The 12,996-nt window shown below is 74.8% G+C and carries 9 protein-coding genes; 6 read left to right on the forward strand and 3 right to left on the reverse strand.

Features of this window, described 5'->3' with window-relative positions; translation table 11 throughout:
* Positions 1–269: 269 nt before the first annotated feature.
* The gene (locus ACJOT3_RS25965) at positions 270–635 is read left to right on the forward strand and encodes an RNHCP domain-containing protein (protein ID WP_406975726.1); all 366 of its coding nucleotides are present in this window, start codon (positions 270–272) and stop codon (positions 633–635) included.
* 1 nt (position 636) lies between these two features.
* Entirely contained in the window at positions 637–1,074 is a 438-nt protein-coding gene (locus ACJOT3_RS25970; RefSeq protein ID WP_406975727.1) for an RNHCP domain-containing protein, read from the forward strand.
* 19 nt (positions 1,075–1,093) lie between these two features.
* Here ACJOT3_RS25970 and ACJOT3_RS25975 read toward each other — a convergent pair whose 3' ends face one another.
* The gene (locus ACJOT3_RS25975) at positions 1,094–2,338 is read right to left on the reverse strand and encodes a hypothetical protein (RefSeq protein ID WP_406975728.1); all 1,245 of its coding nucleotides are present in this window, start codon (positions 2,336–2,338) and stop codon (positions 1,094–1,096) included.
* A gap of 166 nt (positions 2,339–2,504) precedes the next feature.
* Here ACJOT3_RS25975 and ACJOT3_RS25980 point away from each other — a divergent pair, with 166 nt between their 5' ends.
* The 3 genes from ACJOT3_RS25980 to ACJOT3_RS25990 all read left to right on the forward strand — a co-directional run bounded on the left by ACJOT3_RS25980 (position 2,505) and on the right by ACJOT3_RS25990 (position 6,906).
* A complete protein-coding gene (locus tag ACJOT3_RS25980; protein WP_406975734.1) occupies positions 2,505–3,095 on the forward strand; it encodes a DUF1707 SHOCT-like domain-containing protein in 591 nt (196 codons plus the stop codon).
* A 119-nt stretch (positions 3,096–3,214) separates the two neighbouring features.
* Positions 3,215–4,603 carry a class II fumarate hydratase gene (locus tag ACJOT3_RS25985; protein WP_406975729.1) on the forward strand — a complete coding sequence of 463 codons (1,389 nt, stop codon included), beginning with the start codon at positions 3,215–3,217 and terminating at the stop codon, positions 4,601–4,603.
* A gap of 212 nt (positions 4,604–4,815) precedes the next feature.
* Positions 4,816–6,906: a serine/threonine-protein kinase gene (locus tag ACJOT3_RS25990; RefSeq protein WP_406975730.1), complete on the forward strand. Its 2,091-nt coding sequence runs from the start codon at positions 4,816–4,818 to the stop codon at positions 6,904–6,906.
* 69 nt (positions 6,907–6,975) lie between these two features.
* Here ACJOT3_RS25990 and ACJOT3_RS25995 read toward each other — a convergent pair whose 3' ends face one another.
* Both ACJOT3_RS25995 and ACJOT3_RS26000 read right to left on the reverse strand, forming a co-directional pair.
* The gene (locus tag ACJOT3_RS25995; protein ID WP_406975731.1) at positions 6,976–7,623 is read right to left on the reverse strand and encodes an aggregation-promoting factor C-terminal-like domain-containing protein; all 648 of its coding nucleotides are present in this window, start codon (positions 7,621–7,623) and stop codon (positions 6,976–6,978) included.
* A 43-nt stretch (positions 7,624–7,666) separates the two neighbouring features.
* The gene (locus ACJOT3_RS26000) at positions 7,667–8,359 is read right to left on the reverse strand and encodes an aggregation-promoting factor C-terminal-like domain-containing protein (protein ID WP_406975732.1); all 693 of its coding nucleotides are present in this window, start codon (positions 8,357–8,359) and stop codon (positions 7,667–7,669) included.
* Between the two features lie 408 nt (positions 8,360–8,767).
* Here ACJOT3_RS26000 and ACJOT3_RS26005 point away from each other — a divergent pair, with 408 nt between their 5' ends.
* On the forward strand, positions 8,768–12,949 hold the full coding sequence (locus ACJOT3_RS26005; protein ID WP_406975733.1) for an SCO7613 C-terminal domain-containing membrane protein: 4,182 nt from the start codon (positions 8,768–8,770) through the stop codon (positions 12,947–12,949).
* Positions 12,950–12,996 lie beyond the last annotated feature (47 nt).

Consider the following 12,996-nt stretch of genomic DNA (forward strand, 5'->3'; position numbering starts at 1 on the left):
CGCCCGGCGGCCGGTCGGCCCCTCCCCCCGGGAAAAACCCGTTGCCCCTGGTCGGGCCGCGACCTAGCATCGACGGCGACCTGTGCAACGACGGACACCGAGGGGCCCTTCCCCGGTGGAGGGGAAGGTGTCTTGATGACCCGGAACGCGCCGAGCGCGCCTCACCAGACGCGGTACGCCCGCTCCGACCGGAGCCGCTGACCCGACCACCGAGTAGCGCTCGGCCTGCTCCCGCTGACCCGTTCCACCTCCAGCGAGGAGTCCCTCCGGTGTCCACCACCGAACCGAGCCCCACCCTGCGCACCGCCACCTTCACCTGTGTGCGCTGCGGCCTCACCGTCTCCGCCCTCGACCCCGACGAGCGCGGACGCGACCACTGCCCCAGCTGTCTGAGCTCCCGCCACACCGTCGACCGCGTCGACGGCGGGTCCTCCGACTGCGGGGGCCGCATGGTCCCCATCTCCATCGCCGTGCCGCGCAGCGGCGCCTGGGTCCTCATCCACCGGTGCACCCGGTGCGACGAACTGGCCGAGTCGTCCGTCGCCGCCGACGACAACCACCTCGTGCTCATGCGCATCGCGGTCCGGCCGCTGGCCGACCCGCCCTTCCCGCTCGACCTGTTCGGGGAGGTGTGACATGGCGCGCCGCAACAGCCGGGACCGCCGCGACCGGCGGCCCCAGCGGCCCAAGACCGTCCTGCACGCCCACGGCGAGGCCGGCCGGTCCGGGTCGTTCCGCTGCGCGGGCTGCCGGCTGGAGGTGCCCGCGACCGCGCCGGGCACCTCCCACCGCAACCACTGCCCGCACTGCCTGACCAGCCTGCACGTGGACCTGCGGATCCCGGGCGACCGGGCCGCGGACTGCCGCGGGCCGATGGCCGCGGTGAGCCTGACCAGCCGCGCCGACGGCGAGTGGCTGCTGGTCCACCGCTGCGCCCGCTGCGGTGAGCTGAGCGTCAACCGGGTCGCGGGCGACGACAACGCCCGCGCCCTGGTGCGGCTGGCGGTCCGACCGCTGGCCGGGGCGCCGTCGGGGTTCGCCTCGGTGGCCCGCGACGCCCTGGTCCGGCTCTGAGCGCGGGTCCCGGACCCGGTCAGCCCTCTACGGGCTCGAACGGGTCCGGGACCGCGCCGGTCCACCGGTGCAGGCGGGCGACACCCGTCTCCAGGGTGACGCCGTCCTCGGTGCGGCGGCCGCGTTCGACCACGTAGAAGCGGCCGTCGCCCAGGGAGACCAGCCCGTACTGGCCGCCGCTCACCGGCCAGCCGGTCACGCCGGTGGGCGCGTGGACCTCGCCGCCCCCGCGCAGCGGCAGCAGCCACCCCTGTTCGTCGTCCGCCTGGCCCCGGACCGGTCCGAGCGCCGGGCGGCGGGAGCCGTCGATCACGTACAGCGAGTGGTTGGGGAAGTGCGGCTTCACGCCGTTGTAGACCGCCATGAACCAGTCGCCGCTAGCGGCGTCGTACTCCAGGTTCTGCACCCCGTAGGTGGTGTTGCCGGTGTACACGAAGTACTTGCCCTCGGGGCGGCGCGGGCCGCTGGTGTGCGGGGCGTCCTGGTCCAGGGGGCGGTCCAGGCCGCGCCAGCGGGCCACGTCGTACTGGAGCAGCACCTGGTGGTCGTTGTCCTCGCGGCCGGCGTTGGAGTACACACCGTAGGCGACGGTCAGCAGGGTCCGCCCGCCGGGGCGGCCGAACTCGGGGCCGAAGGACACCCCGTCGATGCCGCTGCACCCGTACCGGTGGTCGGCGGTGTCGGCGACGTTGCCGTCGAAGACGCCGTCGCCGTCCATGTCGGCGGTGTAGTCGGCGACGACCTCCGCCAGGTGGACCGTGGTGAGCACGCCGTCGGCCTCGGCGTCCATGCCGACCCTGGTGATGCGCTCGGGATCGAAGATGGCGATGTAGAACGCCTCGGCGGCCTTGTACTCCAGCGAGCCGTAGACCCGGCCGTCGCGCTCGTCGACGTCGAGGTCGCCCAGGTGGCCGGTGAGCCCGGTGACGGTGCCGATGACCGTGCCGGACAGGTCGGTCTTGACCAGGGTGTTGGTGAAGGAGAAGTACATGTGGCCGCGCTCGGCGTCCAGGCCGATGCCCTGGACGTGCCCGGAGCGCCAGGCCCCGCCGTCCACGGACGCCGGGAGGGCCGCGGCGGCGTTCTCGGCGGCCGCGGCCACGTCGGCCGTGCCGGTCGTCCCGGCCGTCTCCGCGAGGACGGTGGGGGGTTCCGCCGGGGCGGGTTCGGCGGCGGCCGGGGCGGCGGCGGTCAGGGCCGCCAGTGCCGCCCCCAGGGCCACCGCCCGGGTCGTCGGGGTCTTCCACGTTCCGGTCGCGCGCATACTCGTCTCCGCCTTCCGCGTCCGTACTCGCAGGAACGCATCGGACACTAGGAGTGCGCGGTGAACCGGGCCCGTGCGGCGGGGCGACGGTGTGGGGAACAGCGCGCGAACCCGTACCGGTGGAGGGGGACGCCTGTCGTCTAGGGTTGGCGGTGTGAGCGAGCGGATCCCCCCTGAACGGCTGCGGGCCTCCAACAGCGACCGCGAGCGGGTGCTGAAGGTGCTGCGCGAGGCCGCCACCGACGGGCGCCTGGACCTCGACGAGTTCCAGGAGCGCTCCGACAGGGCGCAGGAGGCCAGGACCCTCGGGGAGCTGCCGCCGCTCACCGCCGACCTGCTGCCCGTGCAGGAGCAGCCCATCCGCCTGGACCACCAGCCCGCCCTCGGGGTGTTCGGCACCGCCGTCCGCAAGGGGCGGTGGGTCGCCTACCCCGACGACCTGGTCCTGGCGGTGGCGGGCCGGGTCGAGGTGGACATGCGCGAGGCGCTGCTGCTGCGCGGGCACCACCGGATGACCGTCACCGCCGTGGCGGGCCGGGTGGAGATCCTGGTCCCCGACGGGGTGGAGGTGCGCGTCAACGGCCGCGCCGTGCTGGGGTGGCGGGGCACCACGGCGCGCAGGTCGGACCTGTCCGATCCGCCGGTGCTGGAGATCAACGGGTTCACGGTGCTGGGCAGCGTCCGGATCAAGGCGCCCCGGCGGCGCTTCCTCGCCCGGTTGCGGCGGCGTGAACGGCGTCCCGGCATCGGGGCCTGACCTGCCCCGATGTCAACATGATGCGCGTAACACCGCATGAACGGGGTGAGGTGGCGGTGTGCCCCCGTGCGTCTGGCAGGCTGGGTTTCACAGGTTTTCCCAGGAGAGTGTGGTAGCCAATGAGTGAGTTCCGCATCGAGCACGACTCGATGGGTGAGGTCAAGGTCCCGGTCGACGCCAAGTGGCGTGCCCAGACCCAGCGCGCCGTCGAGAACTTCCCGATCTCGGGGCAGGGCCTGGAGGGCGCCCACATCGCCGCCCTGGGGCAGATCAAGGCCGCCGCCGCCAAGGTCAACGCCGAGCTGGGCGTCATCAGTGATGACCTGGGCAAGGCGATCCGCGAGGCCGCCCTGGAGGTCGCCGACGGCAAGTGGAACTCCGAGTTCCCGATCGACGTGTTCCAGACCGGGTCGGGCACGTCGAGCAACATGAACACCAACGAGGTCATCGCCACCGTCGCCAAGGAGCGGACCGGCCTCGACGTCCACCCCAACGACCACGTCAACGCGTCGCAGTCGTCCAACGACGTGTTCCCCTCCTCCATCCACATCGCCGCCACCTCCGCCGTGATCAACGACCTGGTCCCGGCGCTGCGGCACCTGGAGGAAGAGCTGACCCGCAAGTCCGTCGAGTTCGCCTCGGTGGTCAAGAGCGGCCGCACCCACCTGATGGACGCCACCCCGGTCACCCTGGGCCAGGAGTTCGCCGGGTACGCCGCCCAGGTCCGCTACGGCGTCGAGCGCCTGGAGGCGTCCCTGCCGCGGGTGGCCGAGCTGCCGCTGGGCGGGACCGCCGTGGGCACCGGTATCAACACCCCCGAGGGCTTCTCCGCCCGGGTGATCGCCGAGATCGCCGCGCACACCGGCCTGCCGCTGACCGAGGCCCGCGACCACTTCGAGGCGCAGGGCGCCCGCGACGGCCTGGTGGAGCTGTCCGGCCAGCTGCGGACCATCGCGGTCGGCTTCGCCAAGATCGCCAACGACGTCCGCTGGATGGGCTCGGGCCCGACCACCGGCCTGGGCGAGCTGTTCCTGCCCGACCTGCAGCCGGGCTCCTCGATCATGCCGGGCAAGGTCAACCCGGTGCTGTGCGAGGCCGTGCTCCAGGTCTCCTCGCAGGTCGTCGGCAACGACGCCGCGGTGGCCTTCGGCGGCGCCAGCGGCAACTTCGAGCTCAACGTGCAGCTGCCGCTGATCGCCCGCAACGTGCTGGAGTCGATCCGCCTGCTCGCCAACGTCTCGCGGGTGTTCGCGGACCGCTGCATCGCCGGGATCGTCGCGAACGAGGAGCAGTGCCGCACCTACGCGGAGTCCTCCCCGTCGATCGTGACGCCGCTCAACCGCTACATCGGCTACGAGGAGGCCGCCAAGGTCGCCAAGCAGTCGCTGAAGGAGAAGAAGACCATCCGCCAGGTGGTCCTGGAGCGCGGCTACGTCGCGGACGGCAAGCTCACCGAGGAGCAGCTGGACGCCGCCCTCGACGTGCTGAAGATGACCAACTCGCAGTAGGTCGCTTTCACGGAGAGTGACGACGGGGCACCCTGCTCGGCGGGGTGCCCCGCGGTGTGTCCGGGCCCGGGTGCGGGAGGGGTGGGCGCGGGGTCACAAAGGTGACACTTCCGTTCCGATGCCCACTGTTCAGGAACCTTCCCCAATCAGGACGCGTCGGACATTCTTGACAGAGCACCCAAGAGTAGAGCCCGCGTCCGAGAGGGCAGTACATGTCGAGCAACAGCGACAGTGAGCGCGTCGTCGCGAACCGTTACCTTCTGCGCCGAGAACTCGGCCGGGGTGGCATGGGTGTGGTGTGGGAGGCCTTCGACCCGTCCCTGGACCGCACGGTGGCGATCAAACAGGTGCTCCTGCCCGACCACTTCACCGACGAGGAGCGGGCCGACGCCCACGCCCGGGTGCGCCGGGAGGCCCGGTCGGCGGCCCGGATCTCGCACCCCTCGGTCATCACCATCCACGACGTGTTCGACTTCGAGGGCGACCCCTGGGTCGTGATGGAGCTCATCGAGGGCGGGTCCCTCCAGGACCTGCTGGAGCAGCGCGGCGCCCTGGACGTGGAGACCACAGCGACGATCGCTGAGGCCCTGCTCAAGGCGGTCCAGGCGGCCGACGCGGCCGGGGTGCTGCACCGGGACATCAAGCCCGGCAACATCATGATGTCCGCCGACGACCGGGTCATCCTCACCGACTTCGGCATCGCCACGATGGAGGGCGGGCCGAGCATCACCCGCACCGGCGCGCTGATCGGCTCGCCGGAGTACATGCCGCCCGAGCGTCTGGAGGGCGGCCCCGCCGAGCACCGGGGCGACCTGTGGAGCATCGGCGTGACCCTGTTCGCGGCGGTGGAGGGGCTCTCCCCGTTCCGCCGCGACTCCATCACCGCGGCGATCGCCGCCGTGCTGAGCGCCCCGCTGCCCCCGATGCGCCGGGCCGGCCGCCTCACCCCGGTCATCGCCGGGCTGCTGGAGCGCGACCCCGACCGGCGGCTGACCGTGGACGGCGCCCTGGCCCTGCTCAACGAACGCGGCGGGGCGGGCGGCGCCGGGGCGGGCGCCGTCGGCCACGCCCCGGGCCCCGGCCCGGCCTCCAACAGCGGCCCGGTGGCCATGGCGGGCGGCGGATACCCGAGCGGTCCCATCACCGGGCCGGGCGCCGGATACCCCAGCGGCCCCGTCAGCGGTCCTTCCGGCGGCCACCCCAGCGGCCCGATCAGCGGATACCCCAGCGGTCCCGTCCCCGGCCCCGCCGGCGGGTACCCGAGCGGCCCCATCACCGGCCCGACCGGCCACCCCACCGGCGGGCATCCCACCGGCGGCCACCAGAGCGGTGGCCACCCGGGCGGCCCCGGCCCGGCCTCCAACAGCGGCCCGCTGAGCGGCCCGCACCCCGGCATGGGCGGCCCGAGCGGCCCGCACACCCCGGCGCGCCCGTTCCCGCCCCAGGGCCCGAACACGCCCTACGGCCCCTCCCAGGCGCAGCCGTCCTTCGCCTCGCACAGCGGCGGCCACGGCGGCCCGGGCGGCCCCACCGGCGGCCACGGCACCCTGGCCCCGCCCCGGCCCCCCGCGCCGTCCTCCGGCGGCGCGAGCAAGGTACTCCTCGGCCTGGGCTGCGGCGCCGTCGCGCTCATCCTCGTCGCGGTCATCGCGGTGAGCGGCGTACTGCTGTCGAGCGGCGACGACACCGGCGGCGGCACCGACCAGCGGGCCGACGGCCCGTCGGAGAACGCGCTGCCCAGCGAGCAGGGCGCCCCCCTGGAGCCCACCCCCTCGGACGTGCCCGACGACACCGGGGGCCAGGACGGCCCGCCGTCCTACGACGACATGGAGACCTTCGAGTCCCAGTGGTTCGACGTGGACTACCCCGAGACCTGGACGGTGGACGACAGCCGGATCGACGACAGCCTCGCCGTGTTCATCGCCCCCGGCTCCGACCACCAGGTGTGGGTCGCCGGGTGGACCGAGGAGCAGTTCACCGGGACCAGCGGCGAGTACCTGGTGGAGACCAAGGGCGGCACCGACGTCGACGGCGACGTGACCACCGACTACCTCCAGCTCAACCTGCACGAGTTCGGGGAGGGCGAGTACGAGGACGGCTGGGACGTCGCCATGGTCCGGGCCAACCTCACCAACGACACCTGGGCGAGCCCGGCCCGCCGCTTCTGGGCCTACGCGATCAGCATGGACTACGAGGGCCAGCGGGTGTTCTACATGGTCACCGTGAACGTGCCGCGCGGGGACGCCGGCTACTACGAGGACCTGCCCGGCGAGGTCATGGACTCGTTCGAACCGCACCTCTGACGGGACCGCGGACACACGGGGACGACGACGGCCCCCGGCGAGCGCCGGGGGCCGTCGTGCGGGTCGGGGTCAGTACCAGCCGACGGACTGGGAGTGGGCCCACGCACCGCACGGGGTGCCGTAGCGCCCCTTGATGTAGTCGATGCCCCAGGCGATCTGGGTGGCCGGGTTGGTCTGCCAGTCCGAGCCGTGGGTCGCCATCTTGCTGCCCGGGAGCGACTGCGGGATCCCGTAGGCGCCCGAGCTGGGGTTCTGGGCCAGGTGGTTCCAGCCGCTCTCCTTCTGCCACAGGGGCTTCAGGCAGTCGGTGAACTCGCTCTCGGGCCAGCCCTCGGCGATGACCATCTGCAGGGCCAGGCCCTGGGCGTCGCCCGTGAAGACCGGGGTCTCCGGTTCCTCGGGCTCCTCCTCGATGTCCTGGGCCTCGGAGGCGGTGGTCTGGGTCCGGGAGCCCACGGCGGCGTCGCGCTGGGCGAGGGCCTCGTCGCGGGCGGCCTGGGCTTCTTCCTCGGTCAGCTGCTCGGAGGCCGAGAAGAACTCGTCCTCCACGACCTCTTCGGCGGGGGTCTCCTCTTCGCCCGGGACGACGGCGCTGGCCGCCACGTCCGGGTCGATGCCCTCGTCCGCGAACGCGGAGACGGCGAACGTCGCGCCTGCGACGAGGGTGGCCGCACCGATGGCCGCCGTACTGCGCAGCGACATGCGGTTGAGTAACACGGTTGCCTTTCCCAAGAGGGGGTCATGGGGCGGGAAATCCCTATTAATACCAGTTGTTCGCCTGGGAGTGGGCCCACGCACCGCACGGGGTGCCGTAGCGGCCCTTGATGTAGTCGATGCCCCAGGCGATCTGGGTGGCGGGATTGGTGCGCCAGTCCGAGCCGTGGGTCGCCATCTTGTCGCCGGGGAGCGACTGCGGGATCCCGTAGGCGCCGGAGCTGGGGTTCTGGGCCTGGTGGTTCCAGTTGCTCTCCTTCTCCCAGAGCGGTTCGAGGCAGTCGGTGAACTCGCTCTCGGACCAGCCCTGGTCGAGGACCATCCGCAGTGCGATCTCCTTGGCCGACCCGGCCGGGACCGGGGTGCCGGAGCCGCCGGAGGAGCCGCCGCCCTGCGGGGCGGGGTCGGGTTCGGGCTCGGGTTCCTCCAGGATGTCGGAGGCCTGCGCGTCGCCGGTCAGGACCGCGTCGCGCCCGGCCTGCTCGGCGGACTCGCGGGCCTGTGCGAGGTCGTCCTCGCGGGTCCGCGGGTCGGCCTCGGCCGGGGCCTGGAAGAAGTCCTCGTCCTCCTGCGCGGTCGGGACCTGCGCGGGTTCCGACGGCAGGGCCGCCGAGGCCGCGTCGCGGGGGTCGGCGGTCCCGGTGTCGGCGAAGGCCACGACACCGAAGGTGCCCGCGGCGACCAGGACCGCGGCTCCGGCGGCACTCGCGTGTTTCCAGGAGATGCGTGGGAGTGGCAAGATCGCCCTTTCACGTTGACGGCCGCACGCGTCGGTCGGGGCGCTCCGGGTGGACCGGGGGCCCGCGCGCGTGGGGTGGATCTCCGCCGCGGGCCTGGGGCCTGAGAAGAAGGGGGGACGGGCGCGATCGCGCTCCGTCCGCACGGCGGGTCCGCACGGTGGGGGTGCTCTGTGCAGCGGATTCAGCCTGCACCATCATTACGACCACGTAACGCCATAGATACTGTGTCTTGACTCACATCACGTAGCGTGTCCGTATTGTCGGGCCCTGACCAGCACAGGGACACGGAGGGTCAAGGGGTGGCCAAGGCGACCCCAAGCGGTGGCCGTTCCCACCCGGCCGCACCCGACCCGCTCTGAGTACGCGTACGGATGTGCTCAGCAGGTTCCGAGGACAGGATGGCGACCATGGACGTCACAGCATCCCCGCCGCCCGCCGCGGGTCCCCCAGTGCGCTGCCCGGACTGCCGCTCCCCGTTGCCCGCCGCGGGGGCCGCCGCCTGCGCCCGGTGCGGGCTGCTGCTCACCGGCCCCCTCGCCCAGCGCCTGTGGGAGGTGGACACCGAGATCGGCCGGGCCGACGAGCACCTGCGGCGCCTGCGCAGCGAACGCTCGGGGCTGCTGCACGCGCTGCGCGAGGCCTCCCGCCGGGCGGCCGCCGCCGTGTCCCCCGCGGGGCCGACCGTGCCCATGGCCCCCGCGGCGCCTGCGGCTGCGGCCTCCGGTCCCGCCGCCCCCGTGGCGGCCGGTCCCGCCGCCCCGTACCCGGCCGCTCCGCACGCCGCCGCGCCGCACCCCGCCATGCCGCACGCCTCGACCCCGTACCCGGCCGGGCCGCCCCGGCCGGACGGCGAGATGCGCCGCCGCTCCGCCCAGAACATCATCCTGGGCCTGGGCGGCCTGCTCGTCGGGATCTCGGCGCTGGTGTTCGCCATCTGGACCTGGAGCGACATGGGCACCGGCACCCGGGCCCTGGTGCTCGGTGCCACCACGGTCGCCTTCGCCCTGGTGGCCGTGCCGCTGCACCGCCGCGGCCTGGCCGCCACCGCCGAGACCTTCGGGGTGCTGGCCGCCGCGCTGCTGGGCATCGACGCGCTGGCGCTGTGGCTGCTCATGCCCGAACGCCTGCCGGAGGGCCCGGGCTACTCGGCCGCGGCGCTGGCGGTCATCGCCGCGCTGATGGCCCTCTACCCGCTGCTGGTGCCGCTGCGCGGACCCCGGATCATCGCCGCGCTGGCCGCCCAGCCGGTGCCGCTTCTGCTGCTCTTCACCGTGCTCCCGCTTCCGGAGTCCGACCCCTTCCCGTGGATCCTGGCGGTCCTGGCCGCCACCGGGCTGGCCGACCTGCTCGTGGCGCGCGCGACCGTGCGCCTGGGCGAGGACGTGCCGCGCAGAACCCTGATCGTGCTGTCGGTGATCCTCACCGTGCTCACCACGGCGGTCTCCGCCCTGCTGGTGTTCGTCGTCCCGCGGTCGGAGCCGCCGGGCTGGTGGGGCCTGGCCCTGGCCCTGCTGCTGGCCGGAACGACCTGGCTGGTGCTGGCGCGCGACCGGGCCAACGGCCGGATCGCCGCGTTCCCCGGTGTCGCGGCGCTGCTCCTGGTCCCCCTGGCCGCCGGCCCGCCGGACCTGCCGGTGCTGCCGCGTCTGCCCTTCGGCGAGCCGTGGAGCCTGCGCGCGGCGGACGTCCCCGCGACCGTGGTGCTGGGCGCGGACGGCCCGGGCACGGCCTGGCCGGAGAGCCTGCCCTACCTGGCGGCGATCGCCGTCGGCGCGGCGCTGGCCGCCGGGGTGACGGCGCTGCTGCGCCGCGACCTGCTCCCGACGGTGGCGGTCCTGCTGGCGCCGCCGGTGCTGCTGGCCCCGCCGCTGCTGCTGGGGCTGTCGCACCCGGTCGTGGTGGCCTGGGCGCTGTGCCTGGGCGCGGTCCTGGTGCTGGGCACCGCGGCGATCCCCACTCGCCCCTACGCCTGGGCGCCCGCCACGGCCGGGGTCGCGACCCTGGTCACCGCCCTGCTGTGGTCCGCGGGGCTGTTCTGGACCTTCATGGCCGCGCTGCCGTGCGTCGGCCTGGCCGGCCTGCTCGCGCTGCTGCTCCTGCGGTACCGGGTCCCCGGGTTCGGGGCGCCCACCGCACCGGTGCCGCCCGCGCCGCTGCCGCCCGGGCCGGCCGCCCCCGTGCCGCCGATCCCCGTCACGCCGGCACCCGTGCCGCCGGGCCGGGCCCTGTACGGGGCCGGGCTGGCCCTGTGGGCCGTGGGCCTGCCCGCCTGGGCACTGTCCTGGACGGCCCTGTCCCTGGGCTGGATGCCCGAGCAGGGCCGCTGGTGGACGGCGGCCGCGATCCTGCTCAGCGGGGTGACCGCGCTGCTGCTGGGCCGCACCGCGCCGCGTCCGGCCGGGCCGGACGCCCCCGACGCCCGCACCGCGTTCACGGTGTTCGGCCTGCTGCTCCTGCCGCTGGCCCCGGTGCTGGTGGTCCCGAACGGGGGCGTGTGGACCAGCGGGAACTCCGCACCGCTCTGGAGCAGGTGGCCCGAGGCGATGCTCGAACCCGCCGTCGCGGTGCTGGGCGCCACGATCGCGGGCGGCCCGGGCACGGCGGCCGGGGTGCTGGTCGCCGGGGCGGTGGCCGTGACCCTGGTCGGAATCGTCGACCGCCGGTGGCTGCTGCCCGCCGCGGCGCTGGTGGCCCCGCCCGCGCTGGCGCCGCTGCCGGTGCTGCTGGGCGCGCCGTTCGTCGTCGCCGTCCTCTGGGCGGCCGCGGTGGGCGCCCTGCTCACCGTGGGCGCGGCGCTGGTCCGCGACCGCCTGGCGTGGGTGCCGGGGGTGACCGGGCCGCTGACCCTGGCGGTGGCGCTGCTGTGGTCGCTGCCCGAACTCCACACGACACTGCTCGTGGTCCTGGTGGCGGCGGCCACCGCCCTGGGCTGCGCGCTGCTCTCCCGCCGGGCGGACGTGCCCCGGCACCCCGCCGAGGCCGCGGCCCCGCGGCCCGGGCCGGTGGCCGTCGCCGCGGGGGTCGTCCCCGCGTCCCCGCTCCCCCGGCTCGGAACGGCGTTCGGGGTGACCCTGGGCACCGGGGCCCCGGCCGTGCTCGCCTGGCTGCTGTGCCTGGCCGGTGCCTCCATGGCGGAGACCACGGTGGCGGCCTGGTGGCTGCTGGCGGCGGTGCCCGTCCTGCTGGGGGCCACGGCCCTGGTGCTCGGCGAGAGCGCGGACGCGCGCCCGCTCACCGTGGCCGGGCTGCTGCTGGCCGGCGCGGCACCGCTGGCGGCCGGGGCGACGCGGGCCGTCGCCCTGGTGCCGGGCTCCTGGCACCACGGGGTGGCGACCGCCCGCGTGGGCGAACTGCTCGACCCCGCGTACGTGTTCCTGGGCCTGGGCGACCGGCCCGACCCGCTGCTCGCCCTGGGCGTGGTGGCGGCCGGTGCCGCCGCGGTCGGCGCGACGGCCCTGACCGCCCGCAGGTGGACCGGGCACGCGGCCGCGCTGGCCGTGCCGCCCGCGCTGGTGCCGGTGGCGGTGCTGGCCGGCGCCCCGTTCGCGGTGGCGCTGGCGGTGTCGGTCGCGGTCGGCTCCGGCCTGGCGATGTGGTCGGCGCTGTCCCGGCACCGGGCCTTCTCCTGGCTGCCCGGGGCCACCGGCCTGCTGGTCCTGGCCCAGGCGCTGGGCTGGGCGCTGGCCGAGCGGTACGCGACCATCGCCGTGCTGCTGGCCGTCGCGCTGCTGGGCTCGGTGGTGGCGGCGCTGGCCCGCACCGTCCCGGTCGCGGTGGCGGCGACGGCGGTGGCCACCGCGGCCACCGGCGGGTTCGCGTTCACGCTCACCCTGGCCCTGAACGCCCCGGTGGAGTACGCGGCGCTGGCGCCCATCGCCCTGGTGGCGGGGGTGGCCGCGGTCGCGCCGCGGATGCGCTCGCCGCTGGTGGAGGCCGCCGAGATCCCGGCCGCGCTGTGGGCGGCGGTGGCCGTGACGGTCGCCGTGGTCTACGGCGCGCACGGCGGGATAGTCGCCCTGGCGCTGGCGATCGTCGGAGTGATCGCCCTGGCCACCGCGATCCGGCCCGAACGCCGCTGGGCCGCGGTGGCCGGCGCGCTGCTCATGCTCGCCGCCCTGTGGACCGCGCTGGCCGCCTGGAACGTGACGGTCCCGGAGGCCTACACCGTGGTCCCGGCCCTGGCCGCCCTGGTCATCGGGTGGGAGTGGGCGCGCAAGGCGGAGCGGACCCCGTCGAGCTGGGCGTCCCTGTCCGGCGGTCTGGCCCTGCTGCTCCTGCCGAGCCTGGGCATGGTGCTGGGGGGCGAGGACACGCTGTGGCGGCTGCCCGCGCTGCTGGCCGCCGCGGTGGCCACGGTCGTGTGGGGGCTGCGGGCGCGCGGCCAGGCGGCGCTGGTCATCGGCGGCCTGACCCTGCTGTTCGCGGCGCTGCGGGCGTTCGGCCCGCCGCTGTGGGACCTGACCCGGCTGCTGCCCAACTGGGTGCCGTTCGCCGTGATCGGCGCGCTGCTGCTGCTGATCGGCGCCCGCTACGAGGCCAGCCTGGAGCGGGTGCGCAGGCTCGGGCATTTCATTGGAGGCATGCGCTGATCGGCGGGATGCGCTGATCGGAGGCATGCGCTGAACGCGGGTGGGCC

This window comes from Nocardiopsis protaetiae, from assembly GCF_045446735.1.
Lineage (GTDB): Bacteria > Actinomycetota > Actinomycetes > Streptosporangiales > Streptosporangiaceae > Nocardiopsis > Nocardiopsis protaetiae.